Genomic DNA, 23,944 nt, shown 5'->3' on the forward strand with positions numbered 1-23,944 from the left:
TGCAGACCTTTCGTCATGGCCTCCTACCTTTCTTTCGGGCCTTACTGGCCGAATGTATCAGCGCCCCTCTGTATGGGACGCTGCTTGCTGACAGCTCTAGTTATATCCAAAAACCACCTGCAATTCCACCTCGCCCCCGAACGGTCAGCAAAGTGCGATGAACGGTATATCGCATATGATTCTCCCATGATGCACTTCGGTTCTCTAAAGCAGGTTTTCAAAGGTAAATGTTCTTTTTTCTAAGGAATTAAGCTAGATTGCACAAATATTTTCATGTTTAGGAATTGCATAGCTAAAACGGTTTTCTGCATATATATGTCGTTTGTCCATGATTCAATTTGGATTCGATTATATTCAGCTCGCAATCATTCTTATTCATACATCCTCACCAGTTGAGTATGGATATAGATTGTTTCCAAACGAGTTGGACAGTTAGTTGCATGCCTTGTCAGCGTAAGAAGTAGGTAAAGATACCGTTCGCACAATACGTCCGTGCCACAAGTCGACTAAATTGAGACAATAGTGAATAGGGTTAGGCTACCGTCCCCTGCGGGGACTGAACGGACAGATGCATATGCCGAGCAAAATCGAAAAAAAGCAAGCCGCCGCAAAGCTGCGCAAACCGCCTCGCGACTTCTCGTACACGCAGAACCGAGAGCTCAGCTGGCTACGCTTTGACAACCGTGTGCTTGACGAAGCCTTCGATGAGACCGTTCCGCTGTTCGAGCGTCTAAAGTTCGTGTCGATTTTCGAGTCTAACCTCGACGAGTTTCTCATGGTGCGCGTGGGCGGCCTGTCCGATCTGGCAGAGCTCAAAAAGCAACCTGTCGACAACAAGAGCAATATGACCGCCTCCGAACAGGTCGATGCTGTCATGGCCGAAATGCCCGGGCTCCTTACCCGTTGGGAGTCCATCTTTAAGAGCATCGAGGGCAAGCTCGACACCTTGGGCGTTCACCGCGCCCGCATCGATTCGCTTACGCCCGAGGAGCGCACCTTTGTAACCCGCTACTTCCAGGCCTACGTGTCGCCGGTCATCTCGCCGCTGGTCATCGATCCTCGCCACCCCTTCCCCAACCTACGCAATGGCGCGCTCTATCTGGCCTGTGGTCTGGACGGCGCCACCGACGAGGAGAGCCTGCTGGGCCTTATCGAGATTCCCGCCTCGATGAACCGCGTGGTCGAGATCCCCTCGCCCACCGGCACCTACTCCTACATCTTGCTCGAGGACGTCATCCTCGCCTGCCTGGACAGCTGCTTTGGCTCCTATAAGCCGCTGGATCGTGCGCTGATCCGCGTCACCCGCAACGCCGACATCGATCCGGACGGCGAGGGCGTCGAAGAGGAAGAGGACTACCGCCAGCACATGAAGCGCATCCTCAAGAAGCGCCTGCGTCTGCAGCCGGTAGTGCTCGCGGTCTCGGGGTCGCTCGAGAAGGCAACGCTCAAGACCATCCGCAAGGCGCTCGAGCTTTCGCGCCGCTCTGTCTTTACCTGCGATATCCCGCTCGACCTGGGCTACGTCTTTGGCATTGAGGGCAAGATTCCCGAGCACCTGCGCAACGAGCTGCTCTTTACGCCGTTTAGGCCGCAGCCCAATCCCACCATCGACATGACCCGCTCCATCCGCGAGCAGGTGCTGCAGCACGACAAGCTGCTCTTTTATCCCTACGAGGCCATGAACCCCTTCCTGGATCTGGTGCACGAGGCCGCCTACGACCCCGAGTGCATCTCGCTGCGCATCACGCTCTACCGCGTGGCCAAGCAGAGCCGCCTGTGCGAGTCGCTGATCGATGCTGCCGAGAACGGCAAAGAGGTCACGGTGCTCATGGAACTTCGTGCCCGCTTTGACGAGCAGAACAACATCGAGTGGGCCGAGCGCCTGGAAGAGGCCGGCTGCACCGTCATCTATGGTTCCGAGGGCTTTAAATGCCACTCAAAGATCTGCCAGCTCACCTATCGCGAGGGCATGGCGCTAACGCGCCTCACGCTTTTGGGCACCGGCAACTTTAACGAGAAGACGGCCAAACTCTACAGCGACTTTATGCTCATGACAGCCCATCCCGGCATCGGCGAGGACGCCAACCTGTTCTTCCGCAATCTGTCGCTGGGCAACCTGCGCGGCGACTACCGCTTCCTGGGTGTGGCGCCCGTCGGACTGAAACCGCTCATCATGCGCGGGCTTGACCGCGAGATCCAGCGCGCCCTTGCCGGCGAGCCCGCCCGCGTGTTCTTTAAGCTCAACTCGCTGACCGACCGCGAGGTTATCGACAAGATCGCCGAGGCATCGTGTGCCGGCGTGCGCGTAGACATGATCATCCGCGGCATCTCGTGCCTCAAGCCCGGTGTTCCGGGCAAGACCGAGAACGTGCATGTCCGCTCCATCGTCGGACGCTTTTTGGAGCACGCGCGCGTCTATGCTTTCGGCGTGGACTCGGACATGATTTACCTGAGCTCGGCAGACATGATGACGCGCAACACCGAGCACCGCGTGGAGATTGCCTTCCCCGTGCTCGACCCCACCTGCCGCGCCCTAGTGCACGAGTACATGGGCATGCAGCTGCGCGACAACGTGAAGGCCCGCAGCCTCACGAGCGACGGCACCTGGGTCCCCGTGGAGCGTGCAGAGGGTGAGAAACCCTTCAACTCGCAGGAAGCCCTGCTGGAGCGTGCCTATCGCAACGCCGAGGCCGCCGCGCAGCAGCGCGCACAGGAGAAGGAACGTGTGGCCGAGGAGGCCATTCAGGCCGATGTTGAACACGGGGCAGCTGCCAAACCGGAAGCGGTTGCAGCTCCCCCGGTGAATGAGCCCGAGGCTGCCGCAGAGCCCGCCGTGGAGAAAGCGCCCGAGCCCGCTACTGCGACTCCGGAGCCCGCCGCCGAGGCAAAGCCCGCCCCTGCTCCTGAGCCGCAGCCGGCCACACCCAAGGTCCAAGAGGTCCAGGCGACCGTCATTGAGCCCGAGCCTGCACCTGCACCTCAGCCCGATCCGCAGGTCATCAAGCCCGCACCCGAGACGAGCGCCCGTCGCGATAAGCCCGCCGGCAAGACCAAGGCCATCGAGCGCCATCGCCCCGGCCGCGTGCGCATGGGCCTGGGTCTGATCGGCCTGGGTCTTAAGACGCTCATTACCGGCAAGACGAAATAGTCGTTTGTAGAAGCAGTTTGTAGAAGCGCCCCGCATTTGAGGAAAGCCTCGGATGCGGGGCGCTTTTCCCTGCTACCATGGTGCGAACAACAACGCGAATGACAGGCAGGAATATGAAGCTCACTATAGAATCGATGACCTACGGCGCCGACGGGCTGGCGCACGCCGACAACGGCAAGGCCGTCTTTGTGCAGGGCGCCGTGGCAGGCGACACCGTCGAGGCCGAGGTCGTACAGGACGGCAAGTCGTTCATGCGTGCCCGCACCACCGAGATTCTGGAGCCAAGCCCCGATCGCATTCAGTCTCCCTGCCCCTTCGTGGGCATCTGCGGCGGCTGCTCGTGGGGCAATCTCTCACGCACGGCACAGCTCGCCGCCAAGGAGCAAAATCTGCGCTCCACGCTCGAGCGTATCGGCAAGTTCAGCCCCGATCAAGTCGATGAACTGGTGCAACCCATCCGCCACACCAAGGATGATTGGGGCTACCGCAATAAAATCGAACTCGAGCCGACCGTTGTAAACGGCCGCGTGCGTCTTGGCATGCACGGTGTCGATCCTCGCAAGATCGTGACCGTCGATTCGTGCCCGTTGTTCGACAAACGCTTCCCCAAGGCACTCAAATCGGTCGTCGGCGCGCTCAATTATCTGAGCGGCAGCCACGACCTGGGCCTTGAGCGCGTGGGCATTCGCGCCTCGCGTCGCACCAAGGCACTCGAGGTGGCGCTCTGGACGCCTACGGGCTCTTTCCCGCGCTCGCAAGTCTCGCGCGTGTTGGCAGACGCCGCGCACCCCACAAGTGTCGTACGCGTGATGAGCAAGGGCGAAAAGAAGGCCCGCCGTGTTTCCAAGGTCGAAATGCTCGCCGGAGAGGGCTCATGGACCGAGAATATCGCCGAGGGTCAGATGCGCTTGTCTGCCCCGTCTTTTTTCCAGGTCAACACCAAGGGTGCCGAGATTTTGATCGAGCTTGTCATGGAAACGCTCGATCCGCAGGAAGACGAGCTTGCCGTGGACCTGTACTGCGGTGCCGGCACCTTTACCCTGCCGCTCGCCCGCCGCTGCGACTTTGTCGCCGCCGTCGAGGCCTACGGCCCCGCCGTGCGCGACCTGCGCCGTAACCTGGAGATCAACAAGCTTGATAACGTCGACGTCATTGGCGGAGACGCGGTGCGCGAGTTCCCCGACCAGGATGCCGACGTCTTGGTGGTCGACCCGCCGCGCGCAGGCCTCGCCCCCGAAGCGATCGACCTTATCGCCAGCACGAGTGCCCACGATGTCGCCTACGTGAGCTGCGACCCGGCCACCCTGGCGCGCGATCTCAAACGCTTTGTCGAAGAAGGCACCTTCTCCCCCGTAAAGATCACGCCAGTCGACCTGTTCCCACAAACCTTCCACTGCGAGACCGTCGTCCACCTTAGGCGCAACTAGCCACTTAATCATTGCTCAGAAAAATCATTGGGAAATCGAGCGTGGCAAGCGGAGGTCTTCGGGGTATAAGACGGCTAATTGTATGCCGCCTATGAAAGGAACCCTCATGCCCAGCGTTGCCGTTCTCGCCGCCGATGGCTTTGAAACTATTGAATGCTTGACCATGGTCGATGTCATGCGTCGCGGCGGCGTGCGTGCCACGCTCGTCTCGATTATGCCCACGCGTGAGGTCGTAAGCTCGCTGCAGATCCCCGTGACCTGCGATGCGCTCTTTGATGAGATCAACTTTGACGAGTACGACTGCGTCGTGCTGCCCGGCGGCCTGCCCGGTGCCACCAACCTGCGCGCCGATCAGCGTGTCTGCGACGTGGTCTGCGAGTTCGCCGCGACCAAGCACGTCGCCGCCATCTGCGCCGCCCCGTTTATCCTGGGCGAGCTCGACCTACTCGAGGGGCGCCACGCCACGTGCTTCCCTGGCTTTGAGAAAAGCTTCCCCGAAGGCGCCTATACTGGCGAGAAGGTCACGCAAGACGGCAACATCATCACTGCCAGCGGCATGGCACAGTCACTCCCCTTTGCATTGGAGCTGCTGCGCACGCTCGCCGGCGACAAGGCCGTCGAGAAGGTCGCCGAGGGCATCCAACTATGATTTTGGCTTCCCAATCGCCGCGCCGCATAGAGCTGATGCGCGAGGCAGGCTACAACATTCGCGTGATTCCCGCGGATATCGACGAAACGCCCTTTGATGGCGAGCCCCCGCTCACGCTTGTCGAGCGCTTGGCACGCGCCAAGGCGGCTGCCGTTGCTGCCGAGTATGCCGAGCCCAATGAGTTGACCGTCGCGGCCGACACCATCGTCACCTTCGACGGCAAGATTTTGGGCAAGCCGGCAACCGAGGACGAGGCGCGCACCATGCTCCGTGAGCTTTCGGGCCGCACGCACCAGGTCGCAACCGGCGTCTGCATCGTTAAGGCAGGCGATACGGCCGCCCCGCATGCCGCCGAGAGCCTGTCGTTTGTCGATGTGACCGACGTGACGTTCTACGAGCTCACCGACGAGCAGATCGAGCACTACGTTGCCTCGGGTGAGCCCATGGATAAGGCAGGCGCCTACGGCATCCAGGGCACAGGCGGCCGCATGCTCGTGCACGATATTTCGGGCGACTTCTATAACGTAGTGGGCCTACCCATCGCCCGCGTCGCGCGCGCGATTCAAAAACTCTCGTAATTGCATCTGGCGCTGGGTATTCCCCAGCGCCTACAATTTTGGCGTACCGTACGGATCCCGACCGGGCACAAGGCGCGGCGGAAAACCGATAGGAGTTAAACATGGATACACTGCTCGAGGCCATTGACGTCTGCGATGTCGATGGCTTTTGCTATGGCAACTATACGGACGAGGAGGCCGGCACCGGTTGCACCGTAATCGTGGCACCCGAGGGCGCCACCGGCGGCGTTGACGTACGCGGTGGCGCTCCCGCTTCGCGCGAGACCGACCTGCTACGACCCGAGAACACCGTCGACAAGGTCCACGCCGTCTGCCTTTCGGGCGGATCGGCCTTTGGCCTCGAAGCTGCAAGCGGCGTCGCTCGCGAGCTTGAGAGCCGCGGCATCGGCCTTCCCGTCGGCCCCACGCAGGTGCCTATCGTGTGCTCCAGCTGTATCTTCGACCTTGCCTTTGGTAACCCCACCGTGCGCCCCGACATTGAGGCCGGCATCGCCGCCGTGCGCGAAGCACTCGACCACACCCCCACCAAGCTCGAACAGGGCAACGTAGGCGCCGGCACGGGCGCTACCGTGGGTAAGCTCATGGGGCCTGCCACCTGCATGAAGGCCGGCCTTGGAGCTGCCGCCGTGGCACTCGGCCCCATCAAGGTGGGCGCCGTGGTCTCGGTCAACGCCTGCGGCAACGTTGTCGACCCCTTCACCGGCGAGTGGGTCTCCGGCATGCGCGCCGCAGCCGATAGCGACCAGATCGTCGACATGGAACTCGCAGCCTTTGCCGCCGCCGGATCCATGCAGATGCCGCTCGACCGCACCAACACCACCATCAGCTGCATCGTCACCAACGTGGAACTCACTAAGGCACAAGCCACCAAGGTCTCCCAGATGGCCGCAGACGCCTACGCACACGCCATCCGCCCCACACACACCACCAACGACGGCGACACCATCTACACCCTCGCCAGCGGCAAACTGGGCGCCCAGGCAAGCGCCGCCGTTCCCCTAGACCTGCTGGGCATGCTCGCAGTAAGGGCCCTGGAAACTGCCATCGCAAACGGAGCCAAAACCGCCAAAACCTCCCACGGAATCCCAGGTGCTGCGAAGTAATCTCACTCGACCGTCGGTCGGAGGCGGGCGGGCATTACGTTTGCTGCTCTACAGTCCTATGCAAGACGAAGGCCACATTAAGTGGCCTTCTTTGCATGCGGAACTCGCGACAAACGTAATGCCCGCCCGCCTCCGACCGACTACCAACTATTATTTTTTCAGCCCAGGCCCCTGTGTACCGCGCGTCGAAGATCTTCAAATTCAAATAACCTGACAATCGATTCTTATAGCAGAGGCCCCTTGGCCTTTAGTTTGATACAAGTTCCGCACGAGCCGGAAAGCACTTAATGTGCTTTCCGTGCGAGCAGGACTGTTCGCAGTAGCAAACTAAAGGCCAAGGGGCCCAGTCAACCTATCAGCAGCGATTACTCGGCAGCTAGTTGAATTTGAAGATCTTTGAGGCAAGACGGTATAGGCCGAGTGTGGTTTTGTCTCCGGCCCGTCCGCGCAGATTGGTGAAGAACCCGACCACGCCGTAGCGGGCACGACGATACATGCGCTCGTCGTAGGCCTTCAAATCATTCCACAGCGTCTTTAGGCGCTCGTCGGCGCAATCTTCCTCGGAAAGCTTGGTGAGCACCGAGCAGATCGCCATCATCATGGTGAAATAGCCCATCATGTACGAGCGCAGACGCGACGACTCAACATCGCTGTACAGGTGGTACGACTCCATCATGATGCGCGTCACACGGAACTGCTGGTCCAGACGCTTGACCATCGTGGCCTCGTTGACACTCTGGCCCTCGCGACCGATAAAGTAGCGATAGAGGTCGATGTCGGCGTAGTACATGGTCTTGCAACGCGGCAGCGGCACGTAGGCGTAGATGTTGTCCACATAGAACGTGTGCGGCGGCATGGGAAGGTTGGACTCGCGCAGCACATCCGTGCGATAGCACAGGCTGTGCATGAGTAGGTTCTGGTCCAGGCGGAAATGACCGATCTGATCCCAGGAAAAGATCTTTTTGCGCGGCAGGGCAAATTTGTAGCCAATAGCGGTATGCGTGCCCTCGTAAACCTTCTCGTACACGTAGTTCGAGATAAACAGGTCAACGCGCTGATCGCGCTCTTCAAAGCCACGCAGAATCGACAGCATGGTCGAAAGAGCCGCAGCGTCGAGCCAGTCATCCGAGTCGACAACCTTGTAGTAGGTGCCCTGTGCCTCGCGCAGACCCGAAAGGACGGCAATACCGTGGCCACCGTTCTCCTGGTGTACCGCGCGAATGATACCGGGATAACGTGCCTCCCACTCATCGGCCTTATCGGCCGTCTCGTCCTTGGAGCCGTCGTCCACCACGATAATCTCGATATCGGTGGCGTAATTGCTCCCCTCCAAGATGGAGGTGATGCAATGGTCCATGTCCTTGGCGGCGTTATACGAGGGAATACCGAATGTTATGACTTTATGCATGGCAGGCGATAATCTCATCCGAAAGATCGAGGGCGGAATTGGTCACGGCGTCCATATCGTAGTAACGATACTCGGCCAGACGACCCACCGGGTGGAAGTTCGTCAGGTTCTGGACGCGCTCAAGATAGCGCTCATAGAGCTCACGGTTCTCGGGCTCAAGAATGGCGTAGTACGGCGTCTCGCCCGAGCCGGGCGTATAGGCCTTGGAGTACTCCTTCATGATGGTGGTCTTGCCGGGCAGGATCTGACCGGTCATGTTCTTGAACTCGGTAATGCGCGTGTAGTCCTCGCTCGTGGTGTAGTTGACGGTGCCCACGGGCTGGAACTGGTCCATATCGAGCGTCTCGAACTTCATGTCGAGCGTACGGTACGGCAGAGCGCCCAGGTCGAGGTTGAACAGCTCGTCAAGCGGACCGGTGTAGACGATCTCGCCGCCATAGACCTTACCGTCGATCTTGACGGTGGTCTCGTCGATCTCGAAGAGGTCGCGGGCGTCCACGTCGCAGAACACATCAATCAGATCGTGGTCGAGCATGCGCTCGAACAGCGCGGTATAGCCGTCCTGCGGCATGCCCTGGAAGGGAGCCTGCGGGAAGTAGCGGTCATCGTCGCCCACAAAGACGGGAACGCGGCCGGTGATCGAGGGATCGATCTGGTCGGGCGTCTGACCCCACTGCTTCATGGTGTAATGCAAAAAGACGTTCTCGTAGACGTAATCGGCGACCTCGGCAAGATCCGGGTCGTTCTTCTTGCGCAGCTCCATGATGGGCACCTTGACGTCCTTGCCAAAGGTCTCCACGAGCTTCTGATACAGCTCCTCGCCGCGCTCATCGCCAAAGGCAAGCTTGAGGCTCGCGTGGTTAAAGGGCACAGGCATAAGGGTGCCGTTGATGTTGGCGAGCACCTTGTGCTGGTAGTCCGTCCACTTGGTAAAGCGCGACAGGAAATTGTGGACGCGCTCATTAAAGGTATGGTAGATGTGCGGACCATACTCGTGGACCAGGATTCCGGCCTCATCAGCGCAGTCGTAGGCGTTACCCGCAATGTGGCTACGGCGTTCCAGAACGGCAACGCGATAGCCGATAGTCTCGGCGAGACGACGGGCGCAAACGGCACCGGCATATCCAGCACCGACGACAATCATGTCGTATACGCCGGCGTTAAAGCCTTCAGGCAGGCCTGAGGTAATCTGCATCGATACTCCTTGTCAAAAGCCACGGGCTCGTTAGCTGGGCTTTTCTCGAACATTCTTCGAGACATATTTATCAGAGCGATTATAGCGCTAATGCGTCCTATAATGAGCTTGCCACACAAGGAAAGCTCAAGCACCGCGGCGTACATAATTGAAAGGTAAACCCGCTAGCAGCAGGTTTATTCGTGAACAGCCGGGCGCCTGGAGCTTAGCGAAACGCTTGTAAGGAGTAACATGAGCGATTTCCTAAACCGTATGAAGTCTGCCGCCAAGGCCGACCTTAAGACAATCGTCCTGCCCGAGGGCGAGGATCCGCGCACCATCGTCGCGGCCACCAAGATCATCGAGGAGGGCCTGGCAAAGATCGTCATCCTGGGCAACCCCGACGAGATCAACGTTCCCGGCGCTACCGTCATCGACCCGCGTAATGCCGAGAAGCACGAGGAGTACGCGCAGAAGTTTGCCGAGCTCCGCGCCAAGAAGGGCGTTACCATCGAGCAGGCTCGCGCCCAGGTGATGGATGCCACCTACTTTGGCACCATGATGGTCAAGATGGGCGACGCCGACGGCCTGGTCTCCGGCGCCTGCCACTCCACCGCCGACACCCTGCGCCCTGCGCTTCAGATCCTCAAGACCGCCCCGGGCACCAAGCTGGTCTCGGCCTTCTTCGTGATGTGCACCGACACCCCGCAGTTCGGCACCGACGGCACGCTGATCTTCGCCGACTGCGGCCTCAACATCAACCCGTCCTCCGACGAGCTCTCTGAGATCGCCATCGCCTCCGCTCACTCCTGGTCCACCTTCATGGGCAACGTTGAGCCGCACGTGGCCATGCTCTCCTACTCCACCATGGGCTCCGCCGGCGGCGAGGTCGCCAAGAAGGTCCAAGAGGCCGTGAAGTTCTGCAAGGAGAAGGCTCCCGAGCTCGCCATCGATGGCGACCTGCAGCTCGACGCCGCCATCGTTCCCACCGTCGCCCAGCTCAAGGCTCCTGGTTCCTCCGTTGCCGGTAAGGCCAACGTGCTCGTGTTCCCCGACCTCGAGGCCGGCAACATCGGCTACAAGCTGGTCCAGCGCTTCGCCGGCGCCGACGCCTACGGCCCCATCCTGCAGGGCATCGCCAAGCCGGTTAACGACCTTTCGCGCGGCTGCTCTGCCGACGACATCGTGGGTGTCGTGGCCATCACCGCCGTCCAGGCCCAGATGGCTGAGTAGCGGACATATCCCCTCGGGACCCTACAGGGTAAAGCTCTGAAAACGTCCTCGGACATGCATGAAACCCCCGCTGCGCACTTCGTGCGGCGGGGGTTTCATGCGTCCTGCGGAATATTTTCAGAGCTTTACCCTGTAGGGTCCCTGCCGCCACGTAGCAATCAGAGAATCCGGGGTGGACGGCGGCTTGGCTACGAGCTGGAGCTGAAAATCTGAATGGATGGGTGCCGTTGCTGGGAGCGCAGGCGTTGCTGATGATGATCACTTTGGAGATTGAAAGGCCGGTGGGCTTCGGCGGTTGTTGTGCCGGAAACTACATCCCAGTTTGGAGGCAGATTGTGGGATGTGGCTTCCGCTTGGGGCCTGTTTGGGAAACTTTGGGACGGAATTTTGCTTTATTGTGGGTCGCACTTTCCGCAACGTGCCTCAACCGGAAAGCGTGTCCCAGTATTTGCGCTCGAAATGGGATGGGGTTTCCGCCGTCCACCTGCTAGTAAAAAGGCCTCCGGAGCTGTTGCTCTGGAGGCCTTTCGTTTACTTGCAAATGCGCGCGTTAGTTGTTCTTGGTCAGGCGCTCGACGTCGTGGGCGATCATGTATTCCTCGTCGGTGGGGATGACCATAACCGTGACGGAAGAGCCGGCGGCGCTGATGACCTGTGGGCCGTTGCCCACGGCCTCGCGGTTCTTGTTGTTGTCGATGCGCACGCCCAACCACTCAAAGCAGTCGCAGAAGGCCTTGCGGATCGACCAGTCGTTCTCGCCGATGCCGGCGGTAAAGGTAATGGTGTCCACGCCCGCCATGGAAGCGATCATGGAACCGGCCTGCTGCATGGCCTTATAGGCGAACATATCGAAGGCAAGCAGGCAGCGCTCATCGCCCTCGGAGGCGCGCGTGCGGATGTCGCGGGCGTCGTTGGAGATACCCGAAATGGCAAGCAGGCCGGACTGCTTGTTCATCATGTCGTCGACTTCCCGGTAGCTGTAACCGCCCTCGCGCTGCAGGTAGCATACGGTAGCCGGGTCAATGGAACCGCAGCGGGTACCCATCATCAGACCGTCAAGCGGCGTGAGGCCCATCGTGGTGTCGCGGCACACGCCGTCCTCGATAGCAGCAAGCGAAGCACCGTTACCCAAATGGCACGAAAGCAGACGGTGGCAGCGCGAACCCAGGATCTCCTTGGCCATCATCCACTCATAGCGGTGGCTCGTGCCGTGGGCGCCGTACTTGCGCACGTGGTACTTGTCGCACACGTCCTTGGGCAGCGCGTAGGTATAGGCGACCTCGGGCATGGTCATGTGGAACGAGGTGTCGAAGACCGCCACGTTGGGCAGCTCCGGATACTTCTCACGGCAATACTCAATCGCCGCGGCCTCGCCGTAGTTGTGCAGCGGAGCAAGCGGTGCCACCTCGAGAATCTTGGCCATGACCTCGTCGTCGACGACCGCGGAATCATCGAAGTGCCAGCCGCCCTGAACGATGCGATGCCCAATGCCATCAATCGTAAAGTCGGTCTTCTCGAGCTCCTCGAGCACACGAGCGATAGCAGAGCGATGATCGGGGAAAGGGACCTCCTCGGTCTGCTTGGCGCCACCGTTCTCGGAGTGGCCAAAGATGCCCATGTCCGAACCGATACGTTCGCAGTTGCCCTTGGCGAAAACCTCGCGGGTAACGGTATCCAAAAGCTGATATTTAAGGCTTGAGCTGCCGGCGTTGACAACAAGTACGTTCATGAGACTCCTTTGCAGTGCAATACGGTCGACGCAGACCCCTTAAGGCGGCCGCATTTTAATAAGAAGTTATCACAACTTGATAAATAGCTATCAAGCATATCGCCCAACGAGCACAAAAGAGGGGCCGAACGGCGCTCGGTCGTCCAGCCCCTCCCCTCTTGCAATTACTTGCCGTTGACGATGCGCTCGACGTCAGAAGCGATCATGAACTCCTCGTCCGTGGGAATGACGAAGATCTTGACCTTGGAATCCTTGGCAGACAGGCACCAAGCGCCGTCGCCACGCAGGGCGTTACGGGCATGGTCCATCTTGACGCCCATAAAGGCCAGACGGTCGGCAACGCCGGCGCGAACGGCCGGAGCGTGCTCACCGATGCCGGCGGTGAAGACCAGCGTGTCCATGCCGCACATGGAAGTGGCCATCTCGGCAGCCTTGGCGGCAATCTTGTAGACGAACATATCGAAGGCGAGCTGAGCCTCAGGGTCACCAGCAGCGGCGAGCTCCTCGACATTGCGGCAGTCGTTGGTCTTGCCGCCGGTCACAGCCAAAAGGCCGGACTTCTTGTTCATCATCTCGTCGACCTCGTCGAAGGTGTAGCCGCCCTCGCGCTGCAGGTAGCACACGGTAGCCGGGTCGATGGAGCCGCAGCGGGTGCCCATCATGACGCCGTCGAGCGGGGTGAGGCCCATGGTGGTGTCCATGCACTTGCCGTCCTCGATGGCGCACAGGGAGGCACCGGAGCCGATGTGGCACACGACGACCTTGCGGGCCTCGCCGTTGGTCATCTCGGCGACCTTCTTGGAGATGTAGCGGTAGCTGGTGCCGTGGGCGCCGTACTTACGGATGTGCAGCTTGTCGCAAACATCCTTGGGAAGGGCGTAAGTCTTGGCGACCTCGGGCATGTTGAAGTGGAAAGCGGTGTCGTAGACCGTAACGTTGGGCAGGTCGGGATACTGCTCCAGGCAGTACTCGATAACGTTGGCCTCGGGGTTGTTGTGCAGCGGCGCTAGCGGGGCGACCTCGCGAATCTTGGCGAGAACGTCCTCGTCGACGAGGGAGGAATCGCCAAAGTACCAACCGCCCTGAACGATGCGGTGACCGATGCCCTCGATCTTGACGCCGTTGGCCTCGAGGTCCTTCAGGACAGCCTCGATGGCGACCTTGTGGTCGGGGAACTCGATGTTCTCGGTCACCTTCTTGGAGCCGTTGGCAGCATGGGTGAAGGTACCGCCGGTAAAGCAGACGCGCTCGCAGGAGCCCTTTGCGGACACCTTGTGGGACTTGGTATCGATGACCTGATACTTAAGGGTCGAAGATCCTGCGTTGACGACCAGAACGTTCATGTGTCTCCCTACTAACAGGCGGTGTGGCGCCGCCAGGTTACATACACTTCAATAATAAACCCAAACGCCCTCGCGCTCGGGTTTATTGCGTTGATATATAAGTTATCGGTGCCTAAATACTCATGGCCTTTGACTTGTAAGACGAAATAGCGCGGGGATATACACCAGGGAAGAAATCCCGAGCGCAACAAGCAATACGACTCGAATGCCCGCAACGCTACTCAGCACAGAGTTGAGCAGATAGAAAAGAACGGCACCCACCGCCACCATCTGGCTTTGAACCGAAATCAGTGAACAGCGCATCGATGAGTCGGCAGCATTTTGGAAAACTGAGTATTTGATTGGGGCAAACAACGAGTACGCAACTGTCTGCAGCACATAGAACACGGGCAGCAAATTAGCCGGAGTAAGGGGGATCAAAAACAAAGCTGTCAAGACTAAGCGAATGATGCCGCAAATACGCGCAAAACGGCCCTTGTCGACATGAGCAATCACACTGGGCACAATAAGCCCCATGGAGGCCGAGGCAAGGAGCTGGACCGCAATGGTCACACCCGAAGCGACGGAATTCATTCCGCGGCCCGCAAGCAGCAGTGAGAAAAAGTCTTCCAGGGCGACAAAAGCAAATGCCTGAGAACAGTCCATGATGAACGCTGAACGAAGAATGCCATTACACGCAATAGCGGCACCGATCATCTTCGGGCTAATTCCACGCTCAGGTGCCCCCGCAGTGCCCCCTCTTCGCATCTCAGGAATGCAGACAACGACAACCAACGTCAACACCATTGCGATGATATCTGCCGAAAGACCAATGAGATATGCACCGACAGACGAAATGAAACCGCCCACGCAAGCGGAGATGGCATAAGAGGCATAGAAAACAAATCGCTCAACGACATTAAGTCTTACGAGCTGGTCCTGAGAGACGCTGTCAATGTAAATCGCTTCTATGGATCCGCTCAGACATGCAACGGCAAAACCTTTGAGAGCGAACGCACCGATTAAAAGCAGAGGGGAACGGACGAGAAGCAGGGCGGCGTAGTATCCAAGCATCCCCACGACGCCAACGAGACCGCTTGCCTTTCGTCCAAACCTATCAGCAATATAGCCAGTGGGAACTTCGAGGATGAACTTGCTCACTTGATATGCAATCATCATGCTAGAAATCGCCACTATCGAGAATCCGACGAATTCAAGGTAAACCGTCAGAAAATACAAAATAGTGCTGAAGTTCGACAGAAAAACGAACGTCATATAAAGCAAAACCGTACGGTTTTTCATGCTCCGCCCTCCAAGAGTCAGCAATCTAAATCGAAATCTTGGAAAAGCATGAGGGCAAAGCTGTCAGCTATGTGTTGCAGGGCGTCAACATTCACTTGACGACACGAGGCCAAATGGCCTCACGAAGCGAGATGACGCAATAGGTGAAGAAATACCGTCTGGTGTCGATCGGTCCAGGCATTTTGTCGATAGCAAAAGTAGATGGGCAAGGCTACGTCATGTGAGGCTTCAATGGAGCACTCGCTCACTTCCGATCCATCCGATGCGAGAGAAGAGCCAGAAAAACTCAATATCAATCCCCCGGCTTGAAGAAACTCAGCCTGCGCCCTGTTTCCGTATTCGACATCGCGAAAGCGGAAATTAACCAGCTGAGCTTCGGGACATTGATTGATTGCATTGAGACAGGGTGACAAATTAATGGGAACAGCGAGCCTGCCGCCCAGTAACTCACGAACGGTCATAGCACCCACAGATTGATGACCAGCTGGGCATGAAAGAACCCTGAGCTCCTTTTCACCCATATATTTTGAAGAAAGGACGCTGTCCCGTGGTTCCTCAAACGAGATAGCCGCGTCCGAAATGCCAAGTATAAGTGATTCAAAGCATGTAGCCGTTGGCTGATGCCACACATCGAGGTGAATCTGAGGGTGCGAGCTTTCAAACGAGTCATACCAGTTTTCGGCAAAAAGGCGCCCCCGCCCATGAAGGCAGGGGGCGTAAAGACGAAAGTGGCCGTCGGGCGAGACGCCGTCGTCCCTCGATTGAGCGTACTTTTTGAGATCGTCGACTTGTGCCAGGATCACGCGTGCACGACGCGCAAATTCTCTGCCCGCCGGAGACAAAACAGCCTCCCCCGCCGATCGGTTGAGCAAAACGATCTGATACTCAGATTCCAACTTTTTGATTGCCGACGAAACGGCCTGCGGACTCACATGAACGGCGCGAGCTGCTTTGCGCACGCCGCCATAGTTCGCTACCGCTTGAAGGTATTCGAGTTGAGAAAGCTGCATAGATTACTCCAAAGGCAGCCAAGTCGACGGCCTACGCGCCCTCAGATGAGGTTCTCACCCAAGTTCTTGCCGCCGAGGACGTGCATATGGAAATGCATGACGGTCTGACCGGCGTTGACGCCCTTGTTGGAGATGACGCGGAAACCGTCCTCCAAGCCCTTGGCCTTAGCGACCTCCTGGATGGCGTGAGCCATGGCGCCCATGGTCTCGGCAGGCACATTATCGGCGATATCGCTGTAGTGCTTCTTGGGAATCACGAGAGTGTGGACCGGCGCCTGGGGGTTGAGGTCGTCGAAGGCGATGACTTGATCGTCCTCGTAAACGACGGTCGAGGGGATCTCGTGGTTGGCAATTTTGCAGAAGATGCAATCACACATGGTTGGTTCCTTTCTCGCAGACCAAGGTAATTATATTTGGTCGGGGTGGTTAGAACGAGAGGTTGTCGTCCGTGTTGGCGGCCTCGCCGTCGGCGAGCACGTCGTTGCCGTCGACGTCCTTAAGGAGCACCGAGACCTTCTGCTCGGCATCGGACAAGCGAGTACGCAGGCTCTTGAGGAGCTCTACGCCGCGGGTATAGCTCTCGAGCGACTCCTCGAGCTCCATATCGCCCGACTCCAGGCTGCGGATGATGAGCTCCAACTCCTGCGAAGCCTGCTTGTACGTAAGCTGCTCGACCGGGGTTTTCTCTGCCATATCTGTTTCCTTTCCTAAAGGTTTATCGCTATGAAACGCAGCCTACTCGACCGTATCGACCGTTGCTGCCACGTTGCCGTCTGCCATGCGTACGCGAATGGCGTCGCCCGGCTTAAAGGTCTTGGCGCTCATAGCCACGCCGTCAACGCTGTACGCGATGGAATAGCCGCGGGCAAGCACCTTGAGCGGCGACAGGGCATCGAGCGAGGCTGCCGTACGGCCCAGGTCGGACGCTGGCTTGTTGAGCATCGTGCGCCCCTGATGCTCCAGGCGAGAGCTCGCGAGCGTGAGCGCATGGCGCTTGCCATCGAGCCCCGAGGTGCTTGCAACCAGACGCTCGGGCAAGCGCTCAAAGTTGGAGCGAAATGTCCCGACCGAGCGTACTATGGCGCCCGACAGGCGATCGGCGGTCAGCGCAAGCTCCGATTCGCGACGCTCGACCATAAATGTGGGGTCGTTGAGGCACGGGCGGCACGCAGCCGCATCGAGCGCATCGCCCAGGCGAGCCGTATAGGTATCCCAGGCACGGCGACCGCGCTGATCGAGCATCTCCAGGTCGACCTGGGCCGACCCAATCATCGATGCCATCGCGGCACCCAGACGCTGATGGCGCGCCTCGAGCACATCGGCCAACTCCGTCATAGCCGGCGCCACCGATTCTGCCGCCGCCGTGGGCGTGGAGGCGCGGCGGTCGCTCACCATGTCGCAAATCGAGGTATCGGGCTCATGGCCGATACCGGTCACCACGGGCACGGGACAGGCAGCCACTGCACGGGCAAGCTCCTCGTCGTTGAAGGTCATGAGGTCCTCGAAGGAGCCGCCGCCGCGCACCAGCAAGATGCAGTCGGGCGCCGGCGTGATGGCGGCGGCACGGCGCAGGCCCTCGATAAGCTCGGCCGGCGCACCCTCGCCTTGAACCTTGGCGCCCACGCAGACAAGCTCGACGAGCGGATTGCGCCGACGCAATGTACGCTTGACGTCGTCGATTACCGCACCGGAAAGCGAGGTGACGACCGCCACGCGGGAGCAGAACACCGGGATGCGGCGCTTGCGCGCTTCGTCCATCAGGCCCTCGCGGCGTAGCTTTTCGGCCAGTTGCGCCACTTGTTGACGCAGCAGACCCTCCCCCGCCAGCGAAAACGAGCGAGCGACAAAGCTCATGCGGCCTGTGGCCTTATAGAGGTTGAAGCTGCCCTTAAAGCTCACCTGCATGCCGTCACGCAGATCGAAGGTACGCTTGAGATAGGCGCCCTTCCAGATGATGCAGTCGACGGCGGCCGAGTCGTCTTTAATCTGGAAGTAGCAGTGGCCGCTTCGGGCATTGGGACCACGAAAACCCGTGACCTCACCCAAAACGCTCAGCTGCGGAATGGCGTCGAGCGCGCCGGCGGCGATCTCCACCGCTTGGCTCACGCTGAGCTCCTTGCGCTCCTGATCGTCCGAACCGTCGAACTCGGCGGAAACGGTATTGCCGGTCAGATTCCAGCCTGCCACGCAGCCTCCTTTCGTCATCGTGCACAAGGGCTTCGGCCCTGCGCAAATTCAAGTCCAACACATAGTACAGCGCCGCGGGGACACGAATCCCCGCGGCGCCCAGCGACCCAATTTGTTATCGGTTGGAGTTTCTGTTGTAGCGAGCCATAAGATAGAGCAGCTGAATAATCGAGGTGAGCGCCGCAGCCACATAGGTAAGCGCGGCGGCCGTCAGCACCTTCTTGGCACCGTTGACCTGCTTGGAGCTCATACCCGACTGCTCAATATACGCCACGGCGCGCCGACTAGCATCAATCTCGACCGGCAGCGTAACCAGTTGGAACAGCACGCTAAACGAGAAGAAGATCAGCGCGAGGGCCGTGAGCCCGGCAATGTTCATAAATAGGCCCAAGAGCAACACGATGGTCCAGGTGTTCTGGGTAAAGTTGACGACCGGCACGAGGGCGGTGCGAACCTTCATCATGGCATAACCGCTTTGACGCTGGGCGGCATGGCCCGCCTCGTGGCAGGCAACGGCAACGCTTGCGACCGACCCGCCCGAACGGTTGGCATCCGAGAGATACAGGTTGTTGTCCTGCGGGTTGTAATGATCGGTGAGCTCACCAGCGACGCCCTTGATACCCACGGCGTTGCAGCCGTTGGCGTCGAGCATGCGGCGAGCGACCGTGGCGCCCGTGTCGCCGTCCGAGCGAACCTTGGACCAGGTTTTGTACGTCGAGTTGATATAGTTCTGTGCGGCAAGACCGATCACCGTGCAGACAAGAACAACCAGCAGGTACAGCGGGTCGATGCCAAAGCCGTATCCATAGTAATAAGGCATGCGAATTCCTCCGAATCGAGTTACACGTTGGAGGCATTTTACCCACTCGCCCAGCCAACGAGACACCATCGATGTTTTGGCATTGCAGCTCTAAAACGTTTGCAGCGCTTGGCAAACCGCGTAACTACAAAAGCTCGATTTTGCCGTCCTTCACAGTGAGTCCCATGTTGCCCGAGAGCAGATCGTCCAGGCGCGAGCCCACAAGCTCAAAGCGCCAGCCTTCGCGCAAGGGGCTCTGCTCGGGATGCTCAATATAGTCGGCCAGGTCATCGCGCGAGGCAATGACCGAGGTCGCCACTCCCGAGCGTTCGGCAACCAGGCGGATAAGCGCGTACATGAGATCCGTCACGCTCTCCAGCTCCGGAGAGATCTGGCGATGCCCGCGCACCATGAGCGGCAGGCGATCGTGCGGGCAGCTTGCGCCGCGCTTGATGGCCATGAGCGCACCGTCCACGTCGCGCTCCCCCAACTGATCGGTACCGCGAATGCTACGGAACTCCTCAACGCGCACGGGATTGCGCTTGACGAGCGCAAGCAGCGTGTCGTCGGACATGACCCACTTGCGCGGGATGTTACGGCGCTCGGCGCGGTCCTCGCGCCAGGCGGCGAGCTCGCGCGCGATGCCCAGCTGGTGGCGGCTGCACGAGTTGATGCGCTTGACCTTGCGGAATGCCTCGTGACGGTCGGCGCGATAGTGCGACTCGTCAGCCAGCGGGCGTAGCTCGTCGAGCACCCAGTCCACACGGCCCAGCTCGCGCAGGCGACTCATCATCTCGGTATAGGCGACGATCAGGTACTTGACGTCATCAATCGCGTACTCAATCTGCTTATCGGTCAGCGGGCGACGCGACCAGTCGGTCAGCGACTCGGTCTTGGGCAGCGAGACGCCGCAAAACGTCTGAACAAGCGCGCCATACGAAATCTGCTGGCGCTCGCCCAAAAAGGCAGCGGCGACCTGCGTATCGAAAATCGGTCGTGGCAGCACGCCCACGGTATGGAGCATAACCTCCATATCCTGCGAGCAGGCGTGGAAGACCTTAGTCACGCTCTCGTCTGCCATAAGCTCGGCCAGCGGCGATAGGTCGTCGATCACCAGGGGATCGACCGCGACGCTCTCGGCAGGGGTGGCAATCTGAACCAAGCACAGGCGCGGATGGAACGTGCGCTCGCGCAAAAACTCGGTATCGACGGCAATCGCGTCGAACTCACGGGCGCGCTGGCAAAAGTCGAGTAGAGCCTGATGTGTGGAAATGTACATATCAACCCATCGAATAAGGTTAGGCCCGAAAAACACGGGTAGGATATCGGCATTGCCTTACAACTATACTCGGTTAGTCACAGAACGGGAACGTAAGTATGCGCTGCCTTATCATCCACAACCCGGCATCGGGCCCCAGCTCAGATGAAATCTTCGCATTCACGCACGCCCTTGCACAGGGCGGCGACGAGGTCGTGATGCGCTTTATCGGCGATGGCATGGAACCCGAGGACGCCGTGGCAGACGTGCGCGAGTTTGATCGCGTGGTCGTTTCGGGCGGTGATGGCACTGTCTCCAACGTGCTCGACCAGATGCGCGGATGCGGTGTCCCCACGCTCGTCTTCCCCTCCGGTACGGCCTGCCTGTTCTTCAACAACATCGGCAATGCCCCCGAGGCGGCGGCGCTTGCCAAGGCTTGCCGCGCCGGTCGCACGGTCAAAGTAGACATGGGCGAGCTCTTTTGGCTCGACGAAGACGGCAACGAGAAGCGCCACGGCTTTATCATCATCGCCGGCTCGGGCTTCGACGCCGAGATCATGATGAAGGCCGCCCCCACCAAAAACGACATCGGCGAGATCGCCTACTTCCTCTCTGCGCTCGCCACGCCCAACCCTACGGTAGCGCACTTTACGATTGAGCATGACGGCATTGTCGAGGAGCTCGATGGCATCTGCTGCATGGCCGGCAACACCTCGGTCATTCAAAACGACATCAACCTGTTCCCCGATTGCCGCATGAACGACGGCATGGTCGACATCGCGGTCATCGAGCCCGTAAAAACCGTCCAGCTGCTCCCGACCGTGATCACCGCCGCGCTCGACCCCGCCGGCAAGTTGCTCGGCCGTCCGCAGTTCAAGATCATCCAGACCAAGGAAGCCAAGATCACCTGCACGCCGTCGCTGGGCATGCAGTTCGATGGCGAGATCATCTCCAGCAACTCGGGCGTCTTTGGTGCCCGCGCGCTTCCGCAATGCCTCGACCTCATCGTCGACGAATTCTCACCGCTCGGAAAATAGGAGGACCCCATGAACGACAATCCCCTGATCGGCTTTATTGTCATCGTCTTGGCCATGCTCGTCGGTTACGCCATCAACGTGATTCACCGCCGAAAGAAGTAAATCTACATTGGTATGATATTCATCCAATTATCGTCTCCCCTGCCGTTTATGCATTTGCCAAACAGCAGGGGATTTTCATTTCGGGCATTCCCAGCTACTTTATTCGACTACAGTAATTACAGGGCGTCTTTATTAAAGTAAAGCTATAAACTGAGTACAATTAACCGCTCATCGCATATTTCATTACGCTTATCGAGTAAGTTTCTTTCATAGATGAATATTGTTTCCAGTTCGTTACGCTAATGGGGTGTCTTTATTGGCTGAAGCCCTCTGGCAACGGAGGGCTTTCGCACGCTGGGAGGGAAAATGAGGAAAACTCACCCCGTCAACGCGCTCAAAAAGCTTGGCATAGGCCTCGCCTTTGGAGCTGCAACCATCATGTCCATGCCGACATCTGCGCTCGCCTGCACGCAGATGTACATGGGCAAGAACCTTACGGCCGACGGTAACACGTACTATGGCCGCACCGAGGACATTGGCACTCGTTACCTCAAACACTATGGCATCGAGCCCTCTTATGGCCCTGGTCATACCTACAGCTCGAACGAGTCCGGATTCTCCTACACCTCGACCAAGACTACGTATCGTTACAGCTACGTGCGCGACCATCCTGCTGAGTGGGACGGACGCTGGGATGCCTACTCCGAGGCCGGCATCAATGAGAAGGGCGTCTCCTGCTCCGCAACACTGAGCACCTCCTACAACGACGATGCCAAGGCAGCGGATCCCACGACCGAGCATGCCCACAAAGCAAATCCCGAGGTCAAAAATACCGGCATCGGCGAGTACAGCTACGCGGGCGTCATCTTGGGCGAGAGCGCAACGGCCCGCGAGGGCGTCGAGCTTATCGGCAGTCTAATTGACGAGCAGGGCGTCTGCTCCAACGACCAGATTGTCATCGCCGACAACACCGAAACTTGGCTGTTCGCCGCGCTTTCCGGCCACCAGTGGATCGCTATGAAGCTGACCGACGACGTCGCTTCGGTCAACCCCAACATTAGTAACCTCAATTTCCAGGTCAATCTTGACGATCCTGAGAACTGCCTCCACTCTGAGGGGATCAAGACTATGCCCGAAGAGAAGGGCTTCGCCAAGTACTTTGAAGACGAACAGTTCGATGTTGCCCAGACCTACGGTGTATCTATCAACAATACGGGCATGGGCTCTTGGGCGCGTTATATCCAGGGCCGTGACTACTTTATGGCTCCGCTGACCGAGGGCACCGACTACGAGATCGTCAAGGACAAGGACAAGAATGACGTCACGCTCGGTGCCATGGTTCATGAGATGCAGCCGCTGTTCTTCCAGCCCAGCAAGTCCGACTGGAACACGTTTGAGCTGATTCGCGCCTTCGGCAACCGCGGTGAAAAAGTCCCCGGCCTTAATGCCAATACTGACGGTGTCAGCAGCATCGGTTCCGACCGCAACGCCGAGGCCAACCTCTTCCAGATTCGAAAGGGCTATGACCCCGAGGTTGCAACCATCCAGTGGGAGATGCTCTCCTGCGCCGAGTTCTCCGTCGCTATCCCGCTATACTCCGCTCTGATGACCGAAGTCAGCCCCTACTTCAGCGACCAGACCGTTGATTATGGTCACTGCAGCGAGACGGACATCGTGAACAACGAGGAGCCCGAGAACTCCATTAACTACGTCCTGATGGACATCAACTCGCTTTGCTTCGCGAACCGCGCACAATTCGCCACCAGCGTCCGCACCTACCTCGATGCGCTCCAGAACGAGCTCATCGAGCAGAACAAGGAAGTCGACACCGCCATGCTGGCCGAGACGACCACCGAGGGCCGCACTGCCCTGGCCAACAAGGCCGGCAAGGCTGCTACCGAGAACACCTACAAGAAGTGCAAGGCACTGCTCCAGGAGATGCGCGCCTATCAGAAGGCCGAAAACTTCGACCAGCCCTTCACCCCAAGCGACCTGAACACCGAGACCAACGGCCTCAAGGTGTCCATCACCTACGCCAAGGATGCTCTTGCCACCGATCCGGTCACCCCGGATCAGCCCGGCACTCCCGAGCAGCCTGGTACTCCTGAGCAGCCCGGTACCCCCGAGCAGCCCGCTAAGCCCGAGCAGCCAGCCGCCAAGCCTGAGAAGCCTAGCAAGTCCGACACCACGACCACGGTAACCACTAACAAGACGAACACCAAGGGCGGCCTGCCCACCACTGGCGATCGTTTTGATGGCCGCATGGTGGCCGCATTCGCCATCGCTGGCGTTGCCGTCATCTCCGCGGGCGGTTACTTCCTCTACCGTCGCAATAAGGAGTAACGTCTTAGCTGGGCGGGCAAGGCAGCAATGGCAGCCTCGCCCGCCCAGCCCGCTCTTTTGACCGGCGGGAAACCCGCCTGAAATCTTTTTAAAAAAGATTTCCCCGCACACACTTCGCTGTGCTATAGTGCAGCGCAACAGCAACTAGGTGCGACCGCGCCACGGCATCACGAAAGGAGCCACCAACATGAAGAA

Annotated in this window: 19 protein-coding genes; 8 read left to right on the plus strand and 11 right to left on the minus strand. The window is 59.1% G+C overall.

Annotated features, from left to right (window positions below; translation table 11 throughout):
* The first annotated feature begins 574 nt into the window (after nt 1–574).
* From ppk1 to DWY51_RS05410, 5 genes are all read left to right on the plus strand, one after another.
* On the plus strand, nt 575–3,148 hold the full coding sequence (gene ppk1 / locus DWY51_RS05390) for a polyphosphate kinase 1 (RefSeq protein ID WP_233504633.1): 2,574 nt from the start codon (nt 575–577) through the stop codon (nt 3,146–3,148).
* Between the two features lie 98 nt (nt 3,149–3,246).
* Entirely contained in the window at nt 3,247–4,575 is a 1,329-nt protein-coding gene (rlmD, locus tag DWY51_RS05395; RefSeq protein ID WP_117770114.1) for a 23S rRNA (uracil(1939)-C(5))-methyltransferase RlmD, read from the plus strand.
* Between the two features lie 106 nt (nt 4,576–4,681).
* Nucleotides 4,682–5,224, plus strand: coding sequence for a DJ-1 family glyoxalase III (locus DWY51_RS05400; RefSeq protein WP_055287259.1), 543 nt, complete (start codon nt 4,682–4,684; stop codon nt 5,222–5,224).
* On the plus strand, nt 5,221–5,802 hold the full coding sequence (locus tag DWY51_RS05405; RefSeq protein WP_117770115.1) for a nucleoside triphosphate pyrophosphatase: 582 nt from the start codon (nt 5,221–5,223) through the stop codon (nt 5,800–5,802). The genes DWY51_RS05400 and DWY51_RS05405 overlap by 4 nt, the downstream gene beginning before the upstream one ends.
* Nucleotides 5,803–5,903: 101 nt before the next feature.
* Entirely contained in the window at nt 5,904–6,905 is a 1,002-nt protein-coding gene (locus DWY51_RS05410) for a P1 family peptidase (protein ID WP_117770116.1), read from the plus strand.
* Between the two features lie 376 nt (nt 6,906–7,281).
* Here the strand turns inward: DWY51_RS05410 and DWY51_RS05415 are convergent, their stop codons facing one another.
* Nucleotides 7,282–8,313 (minus strand): glycosyltransferase family 2 protein, encoded by a 1,032-nt coding sequence (locus DWY51_RS05415; RefSeq protein ID WP_006234294.1) that lies wholly within the window; start codon nt 8,311–8,313, stop codon nt 7,282–7,284.
* Nucleotides 8,306–9,508, minus strand: a complete 1,203-nt coding sequence (gene glf / locus DWY51_RS05420; protein ID WP_117770117.1) for a UDP-galactopyranose mutase — start codon at nt 9,506–9,508, stop codon at nt 8,306–8,308. The genes DWY51_RS05415 and glf overlap by 8 nt, the downstream gene beginning before the upstream one ends.
* A 231-nt stretch (nt 9,509–9,739) precedes the next feature.
* Between glf and pta the strand changes: the two genes are divergently transcribed.
* Nucleotides 9,740–10,720 carry a phosphate acetyltransferase gene (gene pta, locus DWY51_RS05425; protein WP_006234296.1) on the plus strand — a complete coding sequence of 327 codons (981 nt, stop codon included), beginning with the start codon at nt 9,740–9,742 and terminating at the stop codon, nt 10,718–10,720.
* 550 nt (nt 10,721–11,270) lie between these two features.
* On the opposite strand, the gene DWY51_RS05430 is transcribed toward pta, so the two are convergent.
* The 9 genes from DWY51_RS05430 to rnd all read right to left on the minus strand — a co-directional run bounded on the left by DWY51_RS05430 (nt 11,271) and on the right by rnd (nt 20,348).
* Nucleotides 11,271–12,449, minus strand: a complete 1,179-nt coding sequence (locus DWY51_RS05430; protein ID WP_117770118.1) for an acetate/propionate family kinase — start codon at nt 12,447–12,449, stop codon at nt 11,271–11,273.
* Between the two features lie 164 nt (nt 12,450–12,613).
* Nucleotides 12,614–13,792, minus strand: coding sequence for an acetate/propionate family kinase (locus tag DWY51_RS05435; protein WP_117770119.1), 1,179 nt, complete (start codon nt 13,790–13,792; stop codon nt 12,614–12,616).
* Between the two features lie 120 nt (nt 13,793–13,912).
* The gene (locus DWY51_RS05440; RefSeq protein WP_117770120.1) at nt 13,913–15,073 is read right to left on the minus strand and encodes an MFS transporter; all 1,161 of its coding nucleotides are present in this window, start codon (nt 15,071–15,073) and stop codon (nt 13,913–13,915) included.
* A 119-nt stretch (nt 15,074–15,192) separates the two neighbouring features.
* Entirely contained in the window at nt 15,193–16,083 is an 891-nt protein-coding gene (locus DWY51_RS05445) for a LysR family transcriptional regulator (RefSeq protein ID WP_117759020.1), read from the minus strand.
* 41 nt (nt 16,084–16,124) lie between these two features.
* Complete coding sequence (locus tag DWY51_RS05450) at nt 16,125–16,460, minus strand: histidine triad nucleotide-binding protein (protein ID WP_035137921.1); 336 nt, start codon at nt 16,458–16,460, stop codon at nt 16,125–16,127.
* 49 nt (nt 16,461–16,509) lie between these two features.
* Complete coding sequence (xseB, locus tag DWY51_RS05455) at nt 16,510–16,776, minus strand: exodeoxyribonuclease VII small subunit (RefSeq protein ID WP_006234311.1); 267 nt, start codon at nt 16,774–16,776, stop codon at nt 16,510–16,512.
* A gap of 42 nt (nt 16,777–16,818) precedes the next feature.
* Nucleotides 16,819–18,270: an exodeoxyribonuclease VII large subunit gene (gene xseA, locus DWY51_RS05460; RefSeq protein WP_369831645.1), complete on the minus strand. Its 1,452-nt coding sequence runs from the start codon at nt 18,268–18,270 to the stop codon at nt 16,819–16,821.
* Between the two features lie 115 nt (nt 18,271–18,385).
* On the minus strand, nt 18,386–19,090 hold the full coding sequence (locus tag DWY51_RS05465; protein WP_117759022.1) for a zinc metallopeptidase: 705 nt from the start codon (nt 19,088–19,090) through the stop codon (nt 18,386–18,388).
* Between the two features lie 124 nt (nt 19,091–19,214).
* Nucleotides 19,215–20,348: a ribonuclease D gene (gene rnd, locus DWY51_RS05470; protein ID WP_006234315.1), complete on the minus strand. Its 1,134-nt coding sequence runs from the start codon at nt 20,346–20,348 to the stop codon at nt 19,215–19,217.
* A 98-nt stretch (nt 20,349–20,446) separates the two neighbouring features.
* Between rnd and DWY51_RS05475 the strand changes: the two genes are divergently transcribed.
* Both DWY51_RS05475 and DWY51_RS05480 read left to right on the plus strand, forming a co-directional pair.
* On the plus strand, nt 20,447–21,364 hold the full coding sequence (locus DWY51_RS05475) for a diacylglycerol kinase family protein (protein ID WP_117759024.1): 918 nt from the start codon (nt 20,447–20,449) through the stop codon (nt 21,362–21,364).
* 408 nt (nt 21,365–21,772) lie between these two features.
* A complete protein-coding gene (locus DWY51_RS05480) occupies nt 21,773–23,749 on the plus strand; it encodes a C69 family dipeptidase (RefSeq protein WP_117770121.1) in 1,977 nt (658 codons plus the stop codon).
* The last annotated feature ends 195 nt before the right edge of the window (nt 23,750–23,944 follow it).

The organism is Collinsella sp. AF25-2LB (assembly GCF_003458415.1).
Taxonomy (GTDB): Bacteria; Actinomycetota; Coriobacteriia; order Coriobacteriales; family Coriobacteriaceae; genus Collinsella.